Source organism: Lentzea terrae (assembly GCF_003265345.1).
In the GTDB taxonomy this organism is placed as follows: domain Bacteria; phylum Actinomycetota; class Actinomycetes; order Mycobacteriales; family Pseudonocardiaceae; genus Lentzea; species Lentzea terrae.
This window is the reverse complement of record NZ_QFWW01000029.1, coordinates 293,860-315,405: the sequence shown is the minus strand read 5'-3', so window position 1 is coordinate 315,405 and position 21,546 is coordinate 293,860. Positions and strand designations below refer to the sequence as shown.

Sequence of the window (21,546 nt, the reverse complement as noted above, 5' to 3'; positions counted from 1 at the left end):
TCACGCAGTCACACTGTCCACATAGAACCGTTGCCCCTGAGCGACGCGGTCGTCGGAGATCGCCATCGTGAGGTGCACTCGTTCCACCCGGCCGAGGTCGACTCCGGCGAACCGGGACAGCCGGACGCACACCGTGGTCCACCGGTTCGCCGGAACCGGGTCCGGCACGAGGACGTCCGTCTCGACGCGGTTGACGTCCCGGACTCCGAGCTTCACCTGGTACCCGCCGACCGAGGCGAGCACCCGCGCACAGAGTTGGGTCGCGTCGTGCAGGTCGACCGGATGGCGGTACAGGTAGATCCCGATACCCGGCCACGAGCCGAGGGCGGTCATCTGCACGGCCCACCGACCCGAACTCGGCATGACCAGGCGGTCGACGACCGCATTGCGCATCGGGTGCGCACCGTCCGGGCACGTGAAGTCCGCCAGGGTTCGCGGGTCCTCTGGCAATCCGCAGTGGACGAGGTCGAATCGCGGGAACGACCGCGGTCGCGCGGAGCACAACGGCCCGGTGATCGCGGAGGAGACGGATCGATATCTCGACTCGAGTTCGTCTCGCACCGGCCGCCGTCGCTGCCTGCTGATGTCGCTGAGACCGAAGGTGTTGACACCGGCGATCGGTGTGCGCCAGTCGTACGCCGCCCACCAGATGCTGCCGACGAGCCAGCCGTCCGGCCGGGTGGCGAGCCGGCGCTCGTAGACCGGCCAGGTGTGGTCGAAGACCTGACGTTGCCGACCCACCAGCGCGTCGTCCTCCTGTGCCCACATGCCGAACTCGGCGACGAGCAACGGCTTGTCCGGCCAGGCGGCATGCGCCTGGTCGAGGAACCGCTCGGTGAGATCGGCCTCCGCCCCGGCGGCGGTGGATCCGAAGACACCGAAGTACGTGGTCCATCCCGCCACGTCGGTCAGGCTCTGCGTGGGGTCGTGCGGGCCTGGCCGATCAGCCGCCGCGGCCTGGGTCACCAGACGGCCGTCGTCGTAGCACCGGAGATCGTGGACTACGCGACGCAGAAACTCGGCGCGGTGCTCGACGCTGATCGCCTCGTTGGTGGCGCTCCAGAACAACACGCTGGGCCGGTTGTAGTCGCGGAACACCATCTCCCGCCACATCTGTTCCGCTATCCCGCGGTGCAGCTGGTCGGCGAAGTGGTAGGTGTCGAACCACCAGGTCGGGATCTCCTCGACGACGGCCAGTCCGACCCGATCGGCGACGAGGTAGGTCAGCGGGTGGTTCGGATAGTGAGCGGTGCGCAGCAGGGTCGCGCCCGTTTCGCGGATGTCGACCAGGTCGTCGATCACCCGCTGCGGCGAGGCGACGGTACGTCCGGTGTCCACCCAGTCCTCGTGTCGTGCGACGCCGTGGAACGCCGCCTTGCGCCCGTTGAGCAGCACGGCCGGTGAATCGGCGGCGACAGCGACGGTGCGCAGACCGATCTGCGTGGCGAAGCTGTCGACGACCTGCCCGTGGTCGATCAGTTCGACCGTGAGCACGTAGAGGTTCGCGGTCTGCGGGGTCCACAACCGCGGCTGGTCCACCACACCGACGAACCGGACCGTTCCGTCGCCGGTCCGAGAGTCGATGACGACCTCGTGCGGCCCCTCGCCCCGCCACGACGCGGGAGCTCCCTCCAGGTCGGTCGGCGCCGAGGTGCCGAGCAGGTGGCGCGGAACCACGGCCTCGGCAAGCCTCGCCCGGACCACGAGGCCGGGGCCAGCCGCCTCGTCCGGTCGGTCGATCACGACGGTCGCCACGAAGTCCGCACGCTCGGGCGGATCACCGATCACGGTGGTGGGGACGACGTCGACCCTCGCCACCGAGACGGCGGGCACCCGCTCCAGGTACACGTCCTGGATGACCCCCGTGTAGTTCCACCAGTCGGAGATCACCGCGGGCACGATGTCGGTCCGGCTGTCCCAGGGCGGGTTGTCCACCCGAACCGCGATCAGGTTGTCGCCCTCCACTACCGCGTGGGTGACGTCCAGGCTGAACGGGCTGTAGCCGCCCTCATGACAGCCGATCCACCTGCCGTTGAACCACACGTCGGCGATGTAGTTGACCGCGAGGAAGGTCAGCCGGACCCGTTCGTCGCGACCCGGTACCGCCATCGGGACCACGCGCCGGTACCAGACTCCGTCCTCGTACAGCTCGGTCACGTTCTCCGGCAACGGAACGCGGTGCGTGCGCCATCCGCTGTCGTCGTGGTCGACCCGGTGCCGCCCTCGTCCTTCCTCCTCGATGACCGGTAGCGCCACCCGCCGGTCGGTCAGGGAGAGCTGGTGGTCCACGGTCGCCCGTTCGGCTCGCCATTCACCGGCGAGGTCGACGAGGTGTCTCGAGGGCTGCCGCTCAATGCCCGGCATCGGGCCGCCGTACGCGTAGGGCACCACGAGACCGTTCAGCCGACGCAGCTCGACCGTCGGGGCCAGGGTGCCGGCTGTCCGCGACACGAACGGCGAATCCGGGTGCTGATGCCGCCGCACCGTCCCACCTCATCTCAGTCCACCACGCGGTCGACTTCGCCACCTCGGACCATAGTTCAAGACTTATAATAAGTCGAGCACTAACCTCCGATGATCAAGAGCTCGAGTCGGCTGACATGTCCGCGCACCCTCCTCCCGGCGAACAGCGCCGCAACAGCGTCCTACCCGCGTTGAACCAGCGTCACGGGGCCAATTCACGAGCGGTCCGACAATCGGAGAAGTAAACCGTGATCCGGGTCATAATTTCCCACTTGATTCATTGAATGAATTTACTGCGGCGTAACAGTCTGTTGCGCAATGGGCAAAACCACTTCGCTAGCCGTACCGCCAGTATCAAACCCACGGACTAGTGACTGAACCTCAAAAGTGCCGATACTTTTCGGTCGGCGTGCAGTGAATTCGCCTGCAGCCGCCTCCTCGGATTTCGTCCCGAAGGGAATATTGTGTCGGTCAATCAGGTCAGTCGTCGGCCAGGCGCTGGCGCGGTCTTGTCGCGGCCACTCGTCTACGAGGCTGAAAGATGGCGTGACATCGCGTGGCACGTGCTGGGCGTGCGCAGCCGTCGCGCCAGCCGGACCGTGGTCGCGGTGGTCCGCCTGATGGAGCTCGCCCAGGTGGAGGCCCGGTTCGGCAGCGACGGCGTGGACACCGTGCTCACCCAGCTGGCACACCGGATCACACCGCAATTGGCACCTCGCGAGCGAATCGGGTATTCGGGCAACGGAAGTCTCATGTTGTTGCTGCCGGACACGGCCACTCGGCGGGTGAAGTCCCGGTTGGACCGGATCGGGCGGCAGATCTCCGCCGCCCGGTTGACCGTGGGCACCGAGCAGCTGTCCGTCACACCCGCGATCGGCTGGGCAAGCGCCGAGGAAAAGACCGACCCGAAAACGACCGGCACCGAAACGACCGGCACCGATGACCTCGACGCGCTGGTCGAACGCGCGGAACACGCTGCGGGCGTCGCCGCGCAACACCTCGATTTGACACCGCGAAACTGGGCGTCTACCACGCACGTGCCGCGCAGGAAACTACTGCCCGGCATCCTGCGCGCACCGCTGCAGATACTGGCCACACTGGCGATCGGATTGCTGTTGCCGTTCCTGGTGCTCGCCGAGTTCGGCAAAGCCGGAGTCGACCTGGTCGCGCCCGTGTACGTCGCGGTCTGCCTCGCGCTGGTGCTGACCGCGCTGGTGATCAGGTGGGAGACCTACTGCGCGCTCGATCCGCAGCGCCCGCCGAAGGAGCCCGCGACGCCGTACCCGCCCGCCTCCGCGATCATCGCGGCCTACCTGCCCAACGAGGCGGACACCATCATCGAGACGATCCAGCGGGTGCTCGCGGTGGACTACCCGGCGCCGTTGCAGGTGGTGCTCGCGTACAACACGCCGAGAAGGCTGCCGGTCGAAGACGAACTCCGCAGGCTGGCCGCCGCCGACCCGCGGCTCGTCGTGCTGAACGTGCCCTACAGCCACTCCAAGGCCCAGAACGTCAACGCCGCGCTCTCGGCGATCACCGGTGAGTTCGTCGGGGTCTTCGACGCCGACCACCACCCCGACGCGAACGCGTTCCGCCGGGCGTGGCGGTGGCTGTCCCACGGCGCGGACGTCGTGCAGGGGCACTGCGTGATCCGCAACGGCCACGAGTCACCGGTGGCGCGCATGGTCGCCGTCGAGTTCGAGTCGATCTACGCGGTGAGTCATCCCGGTCGCACGCAGTTGCACGGCTTCGGTCTGTTCGGTGGCTCCAACGGGTTCTGGCGGACGAGCGCGCTGCGCGAGACCCGGATGCGCGGCGAGATGCTGACCGAGGACATCGACTCCTCGATCAGGGCGCTGCTGGGCGGCAAGAAGGTGGTCACCGACCCGGCGTTGCTCAGCCGGGAACTCGCGCCCACCACGCTCGGCGCACTGTGGAACCAGCGGATGCGATGGGCCCAGGGCTGGTTCCAGGTCTCCTTGCGGCACCTGCCTGCCGTGCTGCGTTCCAGCACGCTGACCACGAAGAACAAGATCGGCCTGCTGTACCTGCTCGGCTGGCGGGAGATCTATCCCTGGATCTCGTTGCAGATCTTCCCGTTGCTGGCCTTCATCGCCTGGCACGACGGCGCGCAGGTCATCGAGTGGGACATCTCGATCTTCGTGCTGGCGTCGCTGTTCACCCTGTCGGTCGGGCCGGCTCAGGTGCTGTTCGCCTACCGGCTCGCCGCGCCCGAGATCCGCAGGAACCACCGATGGTTCTGGTCCTATCTCGTGGTGTCGCTGTTCTTCTACACGCCGTTCAAGAACCTCATCGCGCGGGTTGCGCAGGTCAAGGAGCTCTCCGGCGAACGCCGCTGGGTGGTCACACCGCGGACCGCTGCCGTGCCCGCCGCGATCGCCGGGGAGCGCGCGTGATCCGGCCTCCGAACCCTGCGGGCACCGACACCGCTGTCACGGCAACCGGTATCGCACACGGCCGGTTCTCAGTCGATGCGATCAGGGCATTGGCCGCTCTGCCGGTGTTGATCTTCCACGCCTACCAGTACAGCCGCTACGGCCCTGATGCCGCCTGGCCGCTGGACGGCGTCTGGCATCAGATCCTGATGGCGTTTCCCTTTGGTGTGGACCTGTTCTTCGTCCTCTCCGCGTTTCTGCTGGGCCTGCCCTACGCCAGGGCCGCGCTCGACTCCGGCCCACCCCGCCGCGCCCGTGTCGTGCTGCTGCGACGAGCGGCGAGGCTGCTGCCGCTCTACTACATCACCGTGCTCCTGGTGTGGGGCTTCACCAACCCGACAGTGCCGGGTGACTGGCGGGATCTGTTGCTGCACTTGACGTTCACCCACGTCTACAGCGACGAGAAGATCTTCTTCAGCAACGGCCCCGCGTGGTCGCTCGCCGTGGAGATGCACTTCTACCTGCTGCTGGTGGTGATCGGCACGATCGCACAACGCCACGTGCCCCGGCTGGAGTCCCGGCGGGCCCGCCTGACCGTCCTGCACGGCGGGATCGCGTTGCTGGTCGTGATCAGCAACGCCTACCGCTGCTGGGCCGTGTACGTGGCGGACGCCCACTACGAACAGTGGTCCTACTGGTTCAACCCGCTCGCCAAACTCGACGTGTTCGCCATCGGTCTCGCGTTCGCCGTCCTGATCGCGGACGGCAGGGAACTGCGCACCAAGCCTGCGCGTTACGGCGTTGGCCTGCTCGGCGCGGGCATGATCGTGGCCGTCGCGCTCACGCAGCCGCTCGGCACGCCGATCAGCACGTGGTGGCATCCGCTGCTCGCACTCGGCGCCATGCTGTTGATCGCCGCCTCGGCGATCAACGACGCCGGCTCGGTCCCCGCGGTGCTCCGGTGGCGGCCGTTGGTCTGGACCGGGGTGATCAGCTACAGCCTGTACCTGTGGCAGGAACCGATGCTGCGGCTCCTCGACAGCGCCGGCCTGCTGCCCGCACCTGGCCATCCGCACACGTTCCCGGTCGCGGGCGTCGTGCTGACGGCCGTGAGCCTGCTGGTGGCGTGGATCAGCTACTGGTTGATCGAGCAAACCGGACTGAAGATCCTCGCCGCCTTCGACCGGGAAGGCCGGAAACGGGACTACTACGCGGAGTCGTGACGCTTGCCGGCACGGTGGGGGATCCGGTCGCGGTCACTCGGCGCCGAGGCGCCACCAGTCGTGAGGAAATGTTCGACCGGGAGCGTGGCGGCACCCATCGCCACCGCGTCCGGCCCCAGCCGGCCCAGCTCGATCGACGTCTGGGCGAACGGATGGTCGAGCGCGTGCTCTGCGGCGGCCGCGGTGATCTTCGGGAGCAACCGCGATCCGAGCAGGAGTCCCGCCCAGCCGCCCACGATGATGCGTTCCGGGTTGAACAGATTGATCAGGTTGGCGATGCCCGCGCCGAGATAGGTGGCGGTCTCGCCCAGCACCTCGGCCGCGACCCCACCGCGCTCGGCGGTGTCGAGCAGCTCGGCGAGGGCGGCCTCTTCGCTCACTCCGCGCCGGCGACGACCACGCCTCGCCTCCTGGTACCGCTCCAGCACGGCCTCCGCGCCGACATACGCCTCGAGGCAACCACGGGCCCCGCATCGGCACCGCCTGCCACCGACGTGGACCGTGGTGTGCCCCCACTCACCGGCGCTGCTGGTCACGCCGCGGTAGGTGGAGCCGTGGGTGATGATGCTGGCTCCCACACCGGAGCCGATCAACACGACCACCGCGTGCCGGCAGCCGCGACCGGCGCCGAACCACATCTCGGCCTGCCCCATGTTCTTGGCACCGTTGTCGATGTGCAGGGGAAGGTCCGTGCCCGCGCGGAGCAGTCGTTCCAACGGGACCGCGTCCCAGCCGAACGTCTGGCCGTGGACCACCACCTCCGCGCCGTGCTCCACCACGCCCGAGACGCCGATGCCGACGCCGAGGACGTCGCGTTCGGAGACACCGGCCTCGGCGCACACGGCCTTGATCCCGGCCAGAATCCGGTCCACGACGAACTCGACGTCGTGCCCGTCTGCCAGCTCGTAGGACACCTTGGCGAGCAAGGTCATCGCGAGGTCGAAGAGCTCGACCCGGACGCAGGTCTCTCCCACGTCGACCCCGATCACCGAGCGGTACCCGGCGTTGACGCGGAGCAACACGTGGGGGCGCCCACCGTCGGAGTCCATCGAACCCGCTGTGATCACGACACCTGACGCGATCAGGTCGCTCACCACGTTGCCGACCGTACCCGCGCTGAGGCCCGTGAGCCTGCTCAGCTCCTGACGGCTGGCGGGACCGTCGAAGTAGAGCTGCCACAGGACCACGGCACTGTTGCCACGACGCAGGTCACGCACGGTGCTCCGCTGGTGCGGTACCACGCCCACCCCCTTTTTTTTCTCGCTGGACCACAGTATTGCCGATCAAACGACTGGCGCCGAGTCGCCACGTCGTTGACCTCCACTTTGCCAGCACGTTAAATTAACACTTGAAATAAGTGTTTGGCCTCGGACGATGACGCCCGACGACAGATTTCCTCAACGGTTGGCGTGCAGCCACAAGCCGCGCCTGCCTCTGTCGGCCCCTCGGTGCCCAGCCGTGCCGAGTTCTCGAACCCGCGGAGGATCCTGAGGAGGAAGTCGTGCACACCCGTCTGGATTCCCGGCGACCACGGGTCGCCCACGTCACGGCCGCTGTCGGCCTCGTGCTGCTCGGCATGACCGTGCCAGGCTCTGCCGTGCCTGCTGAACAGCACGCCGCCGATGCCGGAGGGGTCGGCTCGTGGATCACCACGGCCGATCGCTCCCAGTTGCTCAACCCGCAGCCGGCCACGGCCTTCCGTTCCGGGCCGACCGGCGCCGCGGACACGATCACCATCGACCCTGGTCAGACCTACCAGACGATCACGGGGTTCGGCGCGTCCTTCACCGACTCCTCCGCCTGGCTGATCTGGAACTCGCCGCAACGCGACTCCATCATGACCAAACTGTTCGACCCGAAGCAGGGCATCGGACTGAGCACGGTGCGCCAACCCATTGGCGCGTCGGACTTCTCCCGGTCGGCCTACACGTACGACGACGTCCCGAAAGGACAGACGGACCCGAACCTGACCCGGTTCTCCATCGCCCACGACGAGCCCCACGTGCTGCCTCTGCTCCGGCGCGCCAGGGAGATCAATCCGCAGACCACGTTCATGGCGTCGCCGTGGAGCGCGCCGGCGTGGATGAAGACCAGCGGCGAGTTGATCGGCGGTAGTCTGAAACGCGAGCACTACCAGGTCTATGCGAACTACTTCGTCAAGTTCCTGGAGGCCTACCGGGACGCCGGTGTGCCGGTCTCCCTGGTGACACCCCAGAACGAGCCGGAGTTCTCGCCTGGGAACTACCCGGGCATGCTGATGTCCGCGCAGGATCAGGCGGACTTCATCGGCGGCGCGCTCGGTCCGGCGATCGAGAGGGCCGGGCTGGACACCCGCATTCTCGCCTTCGACCACAACTGGGACCGGCCGGGCTATCCGCTCGACGTGCTCCGCAACTCGACCGCCGCCCGGTACACAGCGGGCTCGGCCTTCCACTGTTACGCGGGTGAGCCGGGTGCACAGACGAACGTGCACAACGCGTTTCCCGGCAAGGACGTCCACTTCACCGAGTGCTCCGGAATCAAGACCGGCGACGAGGCGAGGACGTTCGCCGACACGTTGAGCTGGCAGACCCGCAACCTGATCATCGGCGCCACCCGGAACTGGGCGAAGAGCGTCGTCCTGTGGAATCTGGCGCTCGACCAGAACGGCGGGCCGACCATGAACTGCACCACCTGCACCGGCGTGACGACGGTGAAGGGCGACGGCACCGTCACCTACAACGCCGAGTACTACGTTCTGGGTCACATCAGCAAGTTCGTGAAGCCCGGCGCGGTGCGCATCGGCTCCAACACCTTCGGTCAGGGCAACGTCGAGAACGTCGCCTTCCGGAACCCGGACGGTTCCACCGTTCTCGTCGTCCACAACAGCGGGTCCAGCACCCGGACCTTCGACGTCACCTCCACCGGCCGGCACTTCAGCACGTCACTGTCCGCGGGCGCGGTCGCCACGTTCACCTGGTCGGCCGGTGGTCCTCCTCCGCCCGGCGGCGGAGAGTCCGCATTGGACCGGTCCGGCTGGCGCGTCAGCGCGTCGTCCACTCCCGCCGATGCCTGCTGCACCGCGGACACCGCCGCGAAGGCGATCGACGGCACCTCCTCCACCCGATGGTCCACCGGCCTTGCCCAACAGCCCGGCCAGTGGTTCCAGATCGACCTCGGTGCCCCGCGGAAGCTCACCAAGATCGTTCTGGAGAACGGCTCCAGCACCGGAGACCACCCGCGGGGCTACGCCGTGCACGCCTCCGACAACCCGTCCTCCTGGGGCGACGCCATCACCACTGGACAGGGCAGCGACCCGACCACCACCATCCACCTCCCCGCCATCACCGCCAGATACCTCCGCATGACCCAAACCGGCAACACGGGCAACTGGTGGAGCATCTCCGAGCTGAACGTCTACGCCCCCGCGACGTAGACCTGGTGCGGCGGTCGTGGGGTCGGGTACCCGCGACCGCCGCAAGTCTCTACGAAGATCCGCTGGCGATGGCCTTGGCGGGAATCCCCCATCCGTTGTTCACCGCGGGCTCCTTCTCCCACTCACCGAGCCCGTGGTCGCAGCCGAACACGTCGGTGATCCGACCGCTGGCGTGCCAGTTCTTGTAACTGCGGACCACGAAGAGCGGCCCGATGTCGAGGCGGTCGACGTTGTACGGGAGGACTCGCAACTGGCCGGTGTAATTGGGACCTGACCACACGCAAAGCTTGTAGTACTTGCCCACCTCACAAGGCGGCCCTGGCTCCGGCGGCGCGGCCTGGGCGGGCAAGGTCGCGACCAGTGCGATCGCCCACGCGATCAAGGTCGCCTTGAGGGTGAACCCACGAGAGCTGAGCACCGAACAAACCTCCAGGAAACGTCCGAAATGGACAGAACCCACACCTGTTCGCTTTCGACGATTTCGTCGAAGTTCCGTGGTGAAGATTGGCGGCATGTCCGGCTTCATTGCCTGATCGCCTGGCCGGTTTCAGCTTGGCACGGAAGGCGTCTCTGAACCCAGGGGCCGCTTTCGCCGAGCCGGGAGAATCAGCTCCCGACGGTCCACCGGTAGATCTGACCGTCACGCAGTTCGTACGAGACCGGCCGGCCGGAGGAAGGCGCGTCTGCCAGACGCGCGAGCACCTTCGTTCGACCGCGGGTGGTCACCCCGTCTTCCGTCCAGTGCAGGTACGGGTGCAGCAGGACCTTGAGCCGCTCCCAGTCGCGGTGTTGCAGGGTGGCCACCACCTCGTCCACCGGATCCACGAGACCAGTACAGCACGCCTACCGCTGAAACAGCGTGCGCACCGCCACCGTGACCCACCCCAGCACGAGCACGCCGTACAACACGACGGCGACACTGGCGAACATCGGCGACGGAACCCGTGCCGTTAACGCGCTCGTGCCGGTCACCAATGTGCCGAGCGGGAGCACGAAGCTCCACCACGTCAACGCGAACGGCAGGCCGCGGCGGGCGGTCCGCACGGTGACGGCCCGGCAGCACGGGCACGCCGGCGAGGAGGTTGGCGGCGGTGATCGACTGGCCCAGCGGCCCGAGCACGATCCACAGCGCCGGCACGGTGGAGGCGCAGGACCGTACCGCTCCGCCCGCGGTACTCGATGCCTCCCAACGCATCCTCACCAGCTGCGTCGGCCGCACCTCGTTCGCGGTGGCGGTCAATCGCGGTGCAGGTGGGCGCCGGTGACGGAGTGCGCGCTGACAGGCGGTGAAGCGTTGCGATCGACGATCAAACCGAGCAGCTGCAACCTGATGTCGTCCTCCGTCGGCTCCGCAGTGTGCGCTCGACGTCGTCGAGTGACTCGGCGACGGTCGCCCGGAGTGGGTCGTAGGTGGCGTCGCTTGCTTTCAGCTCCCGACCGGTCACCAGGAGAGCTACGGTTTCCAGCCGATCCGCGAGTCCGCGTTCGACAGCGGTTTTCAGCCCGGCGAGGGCCGCCGCACCGGCGGGCTCGGCGCCCACGCCGGCGCGCCCTGCCAAGGTGGCGACCGCGCTCAGCAGTGCGTCATCAGTGACCGACACCATTCCTCCGCCGGTCCGGCGTACAACGTCCAGCACGGCGTCACCGATGGCCGGGCGTACCACCGCGATTCCGTCGGCGACCGTGGCGGCGGCATCCAGCTCAGTCGGCCGGGTGGGCTCGCCGAGCCAGGCTCGGACCAGCGGCTGGCAGCGCTCGGCCTGCACGCCGACCAGGCGTGGTTGCCGCGTGGTGAGGCCACAGCTGACGAGTTCGGCGAAACCTTTCTCGAGCGCTACCAGCGTAGGACCGTCGCCGACCGGGACGATCATCACGTCGGGAAGTCGGCGGCCGAGTTGTTCCCACACCTCGAACGCCACCGTCTTCTTCGCCTCGACGGTGACCGGATTGACGCCGGTGTTGCGGTCGAGCCAGCCGAACGTGCGAGCGGCAGCCTGGGAGAGGTCGGCGGCGGCCGCGTAGCCCTCGCGCACCTGGAAGACCCACGCACCCGCCTGCGTCATGAGCGCGAGCTTCTCCGGCGAGCAGTCGGTAGACACGAAGATGACGGCCCGCATCCCGGCCGCCGCAGCGCCGAAGGCGGTGGACACGGCCGCATTGCCGGTGGACGCGGTCGTGATCGTCTTCAGTCCGCGCCGCAGCCCGCCTTCGATCACGAGCGCGGTGGCACGGTCCTTGTTGGACGCACTCGGGTTGCGCGTCTCGTCTTTCACCCACAGGTACGGCGCTCCCAGCGCATGCCTCAGTGCCGGCGCGTGCAGTAGCGGCGTGCCGCCGATCGGGACCGGGTACCGCACCGGGCCGTCGGGGATCGGCAGCAACTCCCGGTAACGCCACATGGTGAACAGGACCGGCTGGTCCTTCGGCATCCGATCGGGACCGTAGTCGTACTGCAGCCGCTCACAACCCGCGAGGTCGACCGACCCTGTCACGCTGCCCACGTTCTGTCTCCCATGTCTCAGGCTGACCGGGAACCCGCGGTCAGTTCGCCGGAGCTGAGCACGTCTTCGCCGTAGACGCCCTGCAGCCAGTTGGTCTGGTAGATGGTGTCGAGATAGCGTTCGCCGAGGTCTGGAGCGATGGCGACCGCGGTGAGTTGGCGCTCATCGTGCTGGGTCAGCCAGCTCGTGGCGCCACTGACCACCGTGCCGGTTGATCCGCCGAACAGGAATCCGTTTCTGGCCAGCCGATGGCAGGTGCGGACGGTGTCCGCCTCGGCAACGTGCACCACGTCGTCCACATAGGACTCGTCCAGTAGCGGTGGGCGGATGCTCGTGCCCAGACCGGGAATCATCCGGGGAGCCGACGCGCCGCCGAAGGTCACCGAGCCGACGCTGTCCACCGCGACGATCCGCACCCGGCGGTACCGCTCCCAGAAGTAGCGTGCGCAGCCCATGAGGGTCCCGGTGGTTCCCGCCCCGACGAACAGCACGTCCAGGCGCGGGAACGCGGCCGCGATGGCTGGTGCTGTCCGGTGGTAGTGCGCCTTCCAGTTGCTCGGATTGGTGTACTGGTTCAGCCAGACGTACCGGTTGTCGGAAGCGCACAGCGCACGGACGTGTGCGATCCGCGCGCCGAGAAATCCACTTTGGGCATCCGGCTTGACGATGACGTGCACCTGGCTGCCGAACGCCTCCATCTGCCGTCTGGTCGACAGGTTGCAGCGGGTGTCGGTCACGCAGAGCAGCCGGTAGCCCTTGCTCGCCGCGATCATGCTCAGTGCCACGCCCAGGTTCCCGGACGACGACTCGACCATGATCGATTCCGGCGTCAGGACTCCGTCCTGTGCGGCCGCCGCCACCATTTCCGCCGCGGCCTTGAGCTTGATCGAGCCGGCGAAGTTGAAACCCTCGCACTTGAGGTAGAGCGAGTGCCCGAAGGTCGGCCAGAGGTCGACGTAGAGCTCCTCGGCGTTGAAGTCCTGTGGAGCGGAGATGACAGGCACCGTTACTCCTTCCGTTGTGCGGCGGTTGCTCGGCTGCTCACCCGTACCGGCGCAGCTCGTGGAAGAAGCCGTCGATGACGTGCAGCTCGCCGGAGCGGACCACCTCGTCGTAGACGTACTTGCCCACCGCGAGGTCGAGAACTCCGAGTCCGAACGGTGAGAACACCACCGGCCGGTTCGTCGGCACGCTCAGTCGCCCGTCCATCACGTCGGCCAGCGTGCCGTGCACGAAGTCACGGTCGCCGGTGAGCTGTTCGGCCAGATGCGGTGAAGTGTCGGCCTTCAGGCAGTGCTCGATGTCGTCGACGATGTTGGTCGAGGCGATCACGATCTCCGGCGTGAGGTCACGCAGCGACACGTGCAGCACCAACGGATTGTGTGCGAACCACGACAGGTCGCCGACATGCGGCTGGCCGGCGACGGTCGCGAAGACCACGAGGTCGCTGGAGCGGATCAGCTGCTCGGCGCCGTCGTGCACGGCGATCCGGCCGGTGACGCCCGACTGCTCCAGGTATCCGCGGAAGCCGGTGGCGCTGTCGGCGTTCAGGTCGTGTATCCCGATTTCGTCGAACGACCAGCCGGTGCCCGCCAGGAACGTGTGGATGTAGCGGGCGATGAGGCCCACCCCGAAGAATCCGACGCGCTTGGGGCGCGGCCGCCCGCGGGACAGCCAGTCGGCCGTCGACGCCGCCAGTGCGGCCGTCCTCGTGGCGCTGATGATCGAGCTTTCCAAGCAGGCGAACGGATAGCCGGTGTCGGGGTCGTTGAGGATGAGCACGGCGGAGGCCCTCGGGATGCCGGCCGCCACGTTCTCCGGGAAGCTGGAGATCCACTTCAGACCGGCCACCCGTACCTGCCCGCCGATCGCGGCGGGCAGTGCGATGATCCGGGCCGACGGACGATCTGGGAAGCGCAGGAAGTAGGAGGGAGGGTTCATCGAATCGCCGGCGCTGTGCAGGCGGTAGGTGGCCTCGACCACCTCCACGATCAGGTTTTCGCGCTTCTGCAGCGCGTGTTGCACCTGCGCACCGGAGATCACTGCGAATGGTGGCACGGTTGTCGATGACGTGGGGATCGGTTCAGACATCGCGGACCTCGTTGCGGGGAACGGATCGTGCTCACCCGGCGATCACTTGGACCGACGGTGAGCAGTCGGACAGGAGCACGGTGTCGGCCATCGCGACGAGCACTTCACGTGGCCCCTCGAAGGAATCTCTGCCGTGCGCGGTGCGGACGTTGTCGACGAGCATCAGGTCGCCGGCCTGCCACGGCTCGCGTGCGGTGTTGTCCTCGTAGACCCTGTTGATCAGCTGCACGACGTCCTCGCCGATGGGGTCGCCGTTGCCGAAACTGGTGTTGAACGGCAGCGCGTCGGCGCCGTAGACGTCCACCAGGTACTCGCGTACCTCGGGCGCCATCGTCCACTCGTTGAGGAACGCGATCTGGTTGAACCAGCAGCGTCGGCCGGTGACCGGGTGGCGGACCACGGCGCTGCGGCGTTGCGTGGTGCGCAGTCCACGGCCAGGGCCCCACTCGAACTCGATCGCGTTGGCGCGGCAGTAGCTCTCGATGGCACGGCGGTCCTCGGTACCGAACGATTCGGCCAGGGACGCCCCGATCTCGTCGTTGTAGTTGCGGGTGAGCAGCCAGCCTTCCCGCTCGAACCGCTCGGTCAACTCGGCCGGCAGTGCGTCGAGAACGGCCTGCGAGTCGGCCAGCACGGTCGCACCGCCCCTGGTGGGCGCGTCGAGGCACGCGAACAGCATCAGACCGGGGAACTCAAGCCGGTAACTCAGTTCGTGGTGCATGCACATCTGTTGGTTGGCAGGCCACTTCGATGCCGAGTACACACCGCCGGAGTAGATCCGCCGGGACGCGAAGGCCTCCTTCTCGACCATCAGCCGGGTGGTCAGCCGCTGGAACACGGCACGGACTTCGGTCGTGTGCCGCAGTCCGAGGCCGCGGACCAGGACCGCACCGTGCTGGGCGACGACAGCTCGCAGCGCCTCGGAGTGCTCGGCCGCCCAGCTCGGCGCGTCACCAGCGGGCTCGACGCGGAGTATCGGTGGTTTGCCGGGACACAGCTCCACGCCGGGCGGCGGCGCCGGGAATGAGGACGGCATCTCGGTGTCCTTTCAGTTGCTGCTGGAAGTGAGAGCCGGTGACTCGGTGGCGTCCCGACCGGATCCGCGGTCGAACATCCGGGCCAGGTCGGCGAGGACCGGGTGACGGGTGACGTCGGTGACGGACACCGCGCGGTCGAGGGTGAGCGCCAGCCTCACGGCCGACAGCGAGGTGCCTCCTCGGTCGAAGAAGTGGTCCCGCCGGTCGATCTGGTCCCGAGGGATGCCGAGGACGGTGGCCCACGCGGCCGCCAGGCGCCGCTCGGTCGGCGTGTTCGGTGGCTGGAAGCCGTCCTCGATGACGGCGAGTTCGCCGGCGAGCGCTGTCAGCGTCCTCCTGTCGATCTTGCCGTTGGCGGTCAGCGGCAGCCTTTCCCGCCAGTGGAATGCTGATGGGACCATGTACTCGGGCAGCGACTGGCCCAGCCGGTCCCGCATGACGGCGGGATCGAGCGGACGTAGACCCGTGTAGAAGGCAACGAGGCGCTTGCCCCGGTCGGCGTCGCCGGTGACCACCACGGCCCCGTCCTGGAGACCGGGCACCCGCAGCAGGGCGTTCTCGATCTCACCGATCTCGACCCGGAAGCCCCGGATCTTGACCTGGTCGTCCCGGCGGCCGAGGAACTCCAGCTTGCCGTCCGGCCGCCAGCGGCCGTAGTCCCCGGTCCGGCAGAGCCGGTGGCCAGGACGGTGCGGATCGGCCATGAAGACCGGGCGAGTGCGTTCCGGGTCGTTGATGTAGCCGCGACCGACGCAGATCCCGGAAAAGGCGATCACGCCGGGGGAGCCCAGCGGCACCGGTGACAGGTTCTCGTCGAGGACGTAGACGGTCACGTTGGTGATCGGGCGCCCGAGCGGGACCCGGTCGCCGTCGGGGACCCGGTCCATGATCTCGTGCACGGCGTCGTCCGACGTTTCGGTGAGCCCGTACGTGTTGACCAGTTTGATCGTGGGTTGGGCCGCGAACCAGCGCTGCACGAGCTCCTTCTTCAGGAAGTCGCCGGTGGGTGACACGGTGTGCAGGTGAGGCAGGTCGCGAGGGTGCCGCTCCAGAAAGGACAGCACGAGGTCGAGGTAGGACGGCACGAGTTGGAGGACGCCGCACCGGTTGTCGACGACGGTGTCGACGAGCCGCTCGACGTCCAGGATCACCTCTTGCTCGACCAGCAGGGTCCGTCCGCCGACCAGGAGTGCGGCGACCAGCTGCCAGATCGAGATGTCGAAGCACTGTGGTCCGGTCTGGGGGATCACCTCGCCCTCGCGGACGTCCAGGTCGGTGATCTTGGCGTAGATGTGGTTGAGCATGCCCGCGTGCTCGCACATCACGCCCTTGGGCTCGCCGGTGGAGCCGGAGGTGAAGAGGAGGTAGGCGAGCTGGCCCGGCGCGACGTCGATGCAGAGATTCCCGTCGGCGTGCTCTTCGGCGTAGGCGGTGTCCACGAAGAGCTTCCGGACTTCGGGTAGCGAGTCGAGGGCCTGCTCGAGTGTGGTGGCGCTGCCGCGTTCGGTCAGTACGAGCGTGCATTCGGCGCGGGACAGAGCGGTCGCGATGCGGCTGGCCGGGAAGTGCGGTTCCAACGGCAGGTACGCGCCACCGGCCTTGAAGATCGCGAGGACGGCGGCCATCCAGTCCAGGTCACGTTCCATCACGACCGCGACAACGCCTTCACGGCGCAAGCCGCGCGCCAGGAGGGCGCGTCCCAACCGGTTGGCGCGCGCGTTGAGCTCCCGGTACGTCCATTCCCGGCCGCGGTGCACAGCCGCGACGGCGTCGGGGTGTGCCTCCACCCGCTGTTCGAACAGTTCGTGCATCCGGCGTTCCGGCAGCTCCCGGCCGGCACCGGCGAGCTGGTCGAGCTGGAAGCGAAGTTCCTCGCCTGACAGCAGGCTCTGCCTGTGGTGCTCGGCATCCGGATCGGCCGCGATCAGTGCGAGCGCGGTGCGGTGGTAGCCGCCGATTCGGCGGGCGTAGCCCGCGTCGATCACGTCGGTCCGATACCGCAGCCGCAGCACGAGTTGGTCGCCGCGCCAGGAGATTCCCAGCGACAGCACGGTGTTCTCGGCCAGCACCGGACCGCCGCCGGTACCCGTCAGGTCGGCAACGGTCTCGAACAGCGGTTCAGCCAGACCCAGCTCGTGCCTCAGGTCGTCGATCGGGAACTCTTTGTGCGACAACAGTTCCGACACGCTTCGATGGGTGTGCGACACCAGCGCCCGCCACGAATCCGGTTCGGTCGTCGACCTGCAGGGCAACGGCGGCTCACCCGCCACGGCCACGTAGCCGGTCACGACTTCTCGCTCCCCGGTCAGTGCGGCCAGCACCTTGGCGTGTGCCGCCAGCAGTACCGAGCTGAGCGGCGCCCCCAGCTCGCCCGTCAGCCGCCGCACTGCCGCGAGGTGTTCGCCGGGGACACGTTCCTCGTGCTCGGCGACCGCCGCCACCCGGTCGAGAGTCCACCGTGGAATCTCGGTGAACCCGCCGCCCACGAGGCTCTCCCGCCAGAAATCCCGGCTCGCCCGCGCTGGTGATTCCACAGAGCTCCTCCTCGTTCGTCCTGCTGGTCGGCGATGTGCCGCTCATCGAGCTGCGGACGTGACCACAGCGGCTCCGGCGTTGTCGTCTCGCATCTCCCTGGCCGGGTTGCCGCCCCACCGTGAGTTCGGTGGCATTTCCTCGCCCTTCATCAGGAAGGAGTCGGGCGCCAGCACCGCGCCATCGCCCATCGTCACGCCGTAGTGGACGAGGGCCCCGATTCCGACGGTGCAGCCGGATCCGATCGTGATCCGGTCGGACTTGAGGGCGAAGTCCTCCAGCGAATGGCACTGGATCGAGCTCCCCGCGCTGAGCGTGCAGTCGTCGCCGATCGTCACCATGTCCTTCTCCGCCAAGGTGCAGCCGTCGTCGAACAGGCGCCGGCCGAGCCGGACACCCAGGAGACGCCAGGCCACACCCTTGAGCGGGGTGCCGTTGAGGACCCTGTGCATGTGCCCGGTGAGCTTGAGGAAACGCTCTCGCCGCCAGCAGTCGGGCTCGTACAGCGAGCAGGACGTCGGCTGGGTGCCCCGGAATGCCGTGGCAGCCCGTTCGACGAGCGCGAAGTGGACAACACCGAACAGCAGGGACAGGACGGAGAACAGCGCGATCGCCATCGCCCCCCACGAGTCGTGCAGGTTCATGACCCAGAAACCGAGCATGGTGAGCCCGAAGGCGTAGCACCACCGTGACAGCAGGAACCACCCGATGGTGCGGGCGTTGTGCTTGTTCTTGGCGGCCAGCCGGCGGGGCTGTTCGTCGCCTGTCGCCAGGTGGTGGAACCTGCTGTCCCGCTCGACCGTGCGCGGGATCTCGAAGCTGGGCGAGCCCAGCAGCCCGACGCCCTCCCGGACCTTCCCGTCGATCGGGACGAGGACCTTCGTCGCGAGCAGGCAGTTGTCGCCGGTCCTGCCCTGCGAGGGGTAGACGATGTCGTTGCCGAGGAAGTTGCGTGGCCCGATCGCGGTCCGCGTCACTCGGAAGGAGGTGCTGGAGAAGTCGGCGTTGACGATCGACAACCCGTCGGCGATCACCGTGCCGCTGCCGACGGAGACCAGGTACGGGGTCTCGTGCTTGACCTGTTTGCCGAAGTTCGCGCCGGTCTGCACAACCGGAGCCAGTCGATACCCCAGGACGCGCAGGTAGCCGACGACGTAGGAGCTGTCACCGAGGAGTGCGACGAAGAACTTCCTGTTGGTCAGGCGTGTGATCACCCGATGGGCGGCGTAGTGGATCCCGTACAGGGGATAGACGTTGTCCGGCTTGACGAAACGGTTGAGCACACGCGGGACGGTCACCACGACGATCAACCCGACGAGCGCGGAGCCGAAGAACAGGACGAGTGAGGTCACCAGCGCGGTGCCGTAGAAGCTCCAACTCGTGAAGGCCGTGGTCTCCGGGCCGAGGAACTCGGTGAACTGCGGGAACTCGCCGAGCAACAGGTCAATGCCGCCGTATGCCAGCGGAATGTAGAAGAGCAGCAGGCTCGCCAGCTGCAGGACGGTGTAGGCGGCCCTTCTGCCGACGGCGCAGCCGGCCTGCCCGATTCCCCGGTAGTCCGCCGCGCCAGGCTGGGCCGGGGACCCGTGCCAGCGCTCGCGGCCGGGCACCGTCTGACCCGCGTGCAGCGAGGAGGTGTGGCCGAGCTGGGCTCCGTCCCCGAGCGAGGTCTCGATGTCGAGCACCGACTTCTCGCCGATGAACACATCCCGCCCAAGGGTGACCGTGCCGGTCTGGATCCAGCCGGCGCAGGCTCGGTAGCAGGTGAGAAACGCGTCCTTGCGGATGACTGTGCCGTCGCCGATGGTGAGCAGATCGGTGCACACGGGTGCGTGCCGGGAGAAGATCACGACGCCGTGCCCGATCTTCGCCCCGAGTGCCCTCAGGTAGAACACGTAGAGCGGCGAACCGGCGAACAGGACCAGCGGGCTCAGCGTGACGAGCGTTTTGACCATCCAGAAGCGGACGTAGGCGAGGCTCCAGATGCGGATCCGCTGGGGTCGCCACCGGCCGATCAGCAACCACTTCGCCAGTACCGGGAGAGCGCACACGCCGAGCAGTCCCGCCCCGCCGGCCAGCACCACGCGCAGATAGACGCCGAGCGGGGTCGCCCCGGCGACAATCCACGCGATGCCCTGCTCAAGGGTGAACGCGGCGAGGCTCACGTACCCGAGGAGGATCAGAACCTGCAGGATTCCGCAGAAGAGGTACTGGGCCGTGCCGACCGGCGGAGCCGTCTGAACCGGCGCCGGCACCGGTTCGACGCAGGTACGGCTCCGCAGCGCGAGTGCGCCTGTGAGACTGCCGACCGTCGGGTACTGATATGTATCCCTGATGGATATTGACGGCAGGTTCGGTCGTTTCCTCACCCTTGCGCAGAATTGGGCCATCACCATCGAGTCGGCGCCGAGATCGTCGTAGAAGTGGCTGTCTGCCGTGACCTGTTCGACGCGCAGGACGTCCGCCAGCGTCTCGGTGAGGGCCTGCTCGATGTCCGCCGCGCCGGCGCCGTCGAGGGTTCCACGGTTCACCAACATCTCGTACCTCCTTTGAGCGGTTCGCCAGGAATTGGCCGTGACCTGGTGGGTGCGTTCACGATTCGCGTCGACTGTCCTTTTGGGGATAACGGCCACGTTACAAGCGGCTGCTCGCTGCGGGAGGGGCCACTAAGTCTCGTGTGCAACATTTGTTCCAGAAACAACTGGAGCGTCTGTCGATTGCTGTGCAGAACCAGGATCGATTCCATCCAATCCGGCCTTGTCCTGTTCGGTAGGGCGGAGTCGCAAGGACTGGTCAGGACACCTGGGGGCCAAGTGGAATCGCGGGTAGCCGCGTAGGTGGCGGGCTGAGGTGGCCTGTCGAGCGTCGGCGCACGTTGTGCCGGTGCCCGATGTATTCGAAGATCACGTGCGCCTTGGCTTTCGCGGACCGGGTGTGCCGGTGTAACAGCTCGGGCCTTGATGGTGACGAAGAACGACTCGGCCAACCGCATTGGCTCTGCGATGCCCTCGTGGTCGACCGATAGTCGGACTCCGGCGTCGAGCTGTTCGTGGTCAGTGCGGCTGCTGTTCTCATCGTCGTGTCCACCATTTGGGCAACAACCCCGTAACACGAGGAATGCGTTCGAGCCGCCGAGGCTTTCGGCAAGGTCGTGTACGGGTGCTCCGCGCGGTGGGTGCCCGGTTCGGCGAGTTCCGCCACTGGGTGGCGATAGATGCGTGGACGAAGGTGGCCGCGGTAGACCTGGCTGATACCGAACCACTCGACTGAGGCTTTCGACGTTGTGCGCGCCCCACCATGTGACCTACGACGCCGCTGAGTTCACGCTGTTCGTGATCTGGGTGCTGCACGAATCTGGACACCGCGTCGCGGTTGACCTTCGTCCCTCGTGGAACACCTCTCCCGGTCGCGCGCAGGCCACAGCTCCGCACGGCCGGGGTGTCGGCGGCCGGAAAGGATCTCGCCCATTGCGAGCAGAAGACGAGGCGGTCGCGATCGTGTCAACGCCTCAGTGGCGGGGCGGGTGTGGCGGCCCGTGCGGATCGAGTGTGGCGAGTGCTCGGGTGGCTGCCCAAGGGGCCAATCCGGCCCAGATCGATCTCGATGCACGGGATCTGCACCAGCCCGCCGATCGGGTCGCAGGTGAGGTCGAGATGGTGCTCGAGACCGATCTCGGCGGGCAACGGCTGTGGATCCAGCATCACGCAGGCGTCGACCAACCGGTCACCGAGCAGCCGGTTCGCTGACGTCGTGCGGAGCGTGGGCGCTCGACCGGTTGATCTACCTGCAGGCTTTGGTGTTCACGTGTCAGATCGTGCGTTCCCGCTGGGCGGCCCCAGGTGGCTGCGGGCGCGGTTCCGGCGGCTCGTGGCTCGAAAGTAGCGGCGG

At 67.5% G+C, this 21,546-nt stretch carries 14 protein-coding genes and 1 pseudogene; 3 read left to right on the top strand and 12 right to left on the bottom strand.

The features are described from left to right. Positions 1 to 2,484 carry a glycoside hydrolase family 2 protein gene (locus tag DI276_RS36065; RefSeq protein ID WP_112271980.1) on the bottom strand — a complete coding sequence of 828 codons (2,484 nt, stop codon included), beginning with the start codon at positions 2,482 to 2,484 and terminating at the stop codon, positions 1 to 3. Between the two features lie 488 nt (positions 2,485 to 2,972). On the opposite strand from DI276_RS36065, the gene DI276_RS36060 reads away from it, so the two are divergent. Together DI276_RS36060 and DI276_RS36055 are read left to right on the top strand one after the other, a co-directional pair. After that, positions 2,973 to 4,880: a glycosyltransferase family 2 protein gene (locus DI276_RS36060; protein ID WP_112271978.1), complete on the top strand. Its 1,908-nt coding sequence runs from the start codon at positions 2,973 to 2,975 to the stop codon at positions 4,878 to 4,880. Continuing rightward, on the top strand, positions 4,877 to 6,082 hold the full coding sequence (locus DI276_RS36055) for an acyltransferase family protein (RefSeq protein WP_198681153.1): 1,206 nt from the start codon (positions 4,877 to 4,879) through the stop codon (positions 6,080 to 6,082). Before DI276_RS36060 ends, DI276_RS36055 begins: the two co-directional genes overlap by 4 nt. Here DI276_RS36055 and DI276_RS36050 read toward each other — a convergent pair. Continuing rightward, entirely contained in the window at positions 6,067 to 7,329 is a 1,263-nt protein-coding gene (locus DI276_RS36050) for an ROK family protein (RefSeq protein ID WP_198681125.1), read from the bottom strand. The two genes, DI276_RS36055 and DI276_RS36050, sit on opposite strands and share 16 nt — an antisense overlap. A gap of 254 nt (positions 7,330 to 7,583) precedes the next feature. Between DI276_RS36050 and DI276_RS36045 the strand changes: the two genes are divergently transcribed. Then, positions 7,584 to 9,497, top strand: a complete 1,914-nt coding sequence (locus DI276_RS36045) for a discoidin domain-containing protein (protein WP_112271974.1) — start codon at positions 7,584 to 7,586, stop codon at positions 9,495 to 9,497. Between the two features lie 49 nt (positions 9,498 to 9,546). Here the strand turns inward: DI276_RS36045 and DI276_RS36040 are convergent, their stop codons facing one another. The 10 genes and pseudogenes from DI276_RS36040 to DI276_RS35995 form a co-directional block, all read right to left on the bottom strand. Next, complete coding sequence (locus DI276_RS36040; RefSeq protein ID WP_112271972.1) at positions 9,547 to 9,915, bottom strand: hypothetical protein; 369 nt, start codon at positions 9,913 to 9,915, stop codon at positions 9,547 to 9,549. Between the two features lie 188 nt (positions 9,916 to 10,103). After that, positions 10,104 to 10,322 carry a nuclear transport factor 2 family protein gene (locus DI276_RS36035; RefSeq protein ID WP_112271970.1) on the bottom strand — a complete coding sequence of 73 codons (219 nt, stop codon included), beginning with the start codon at positions 10,320 to 10,322 and terminating at the stop codon, positions 10,104 to 10,106. Positions 10,323 to 10,340: 18 nt separating this feature from the next. Further along, positions 10,341 to 10,541 carry an SLAC1 family transporter gene (locus DI276_RS52615; protein WP_232837151.1) on the bottom strand — a complete coding sequence of 67 codons (201 nt, stop codon included), beginning with the start codon at positions 10,539 to 10,541 and terminating at the stop codon, positions 10,341 to 10,343. A 263-nt stretch (positions 10,542 to 10,804) separates the two neighbouring features. Further along, entirely contained in the window at positions 10,805 to 11,998 is a 1,194-nt protein-coding gene (locus DI276_RS36025) for a pyridoxal-phosphate dependent enzyme (protein WP_232837150.1), read from the bottom strand. Positions 11,999 to 12,015: 17 nt separating this feature from the next. Further along, positions 12,016 to 13,002: a 2,3-diaminopropionate biosynthesis protein SbnA gene (gene sbnA / locus DI276_RS36020; RefSeq protein WP_112271968.1), complete on the bottom strand. Its 987-nt coding sequence runs from the start codon at positions 13,000 to 13,002 to the stop codon at positions 12,016 to 12,018. Between the two features lie 37 nt (positions 13,003 to 13,039). Further along, a complete protein-coding gene (sbnB, locus tag DI276_RS36015; protein WP_112271966.1) occupies positions 13,040 to 14,089 on the bottom strand; it encodes a 2,3-diaminopropionate biosynthesis protein SbnB in 1,050 nt (349 codons plus the stop codon). A 31-nt stretch (positions 14,090 to 14,120) separates the two neighbouring features. After that, positions 14,121 to 15,125: a TauD/TfdA family dioxygenase gene (locus DI276_RS36010; protein WP_112271964.1), complete on the bottom strand. Its 1,005-nt coding sequence runs from the start codon at positions 15,123 to 15,125 to the stop codon at positions 14,121 to 14,123. A 12-nt stretch (positions 15,126 to 15,137) separates the two neighbouring features. Then, positions 15,138 to 17,660, bottom strand: a complete 2,523-nt coding sequence (locus tag DI276_RS36005; RefSeq protein ID WP_112271962.1) for a non-ribosomal peptide synthetase — start codon at positions 17,658 to 17,660, stop codon at positions 15,138 to 15,140. Positions 17,661 to 17,702: 42 nt separating this feature from the next. Continuing rightward, positions 17,703 to 20,195, bottom strand: coding sequence for a Pls/PosA family non-ribosomal peptide synthetase (locus DI276_RS36000; protein ID WP_112271960.1), 2,493 nt, complete (start codon positions 20,193 to 20,195; stop codon positions 17,703 to 17,705). A 1,062-nt stretch (positions 20,196 to 21,257) separates the two neighbouring features. Beyond that, positions 21,258 to 21,335, bottom strand: a pseudogene (locus DI276_RS35995) (L-serine ammonia-lyase, iron-sulfur-dependent, subunit alpha); the annotation flags it as partial. Positions 21,336 to 21,546 lie beyond the last annotated feature (211 nt).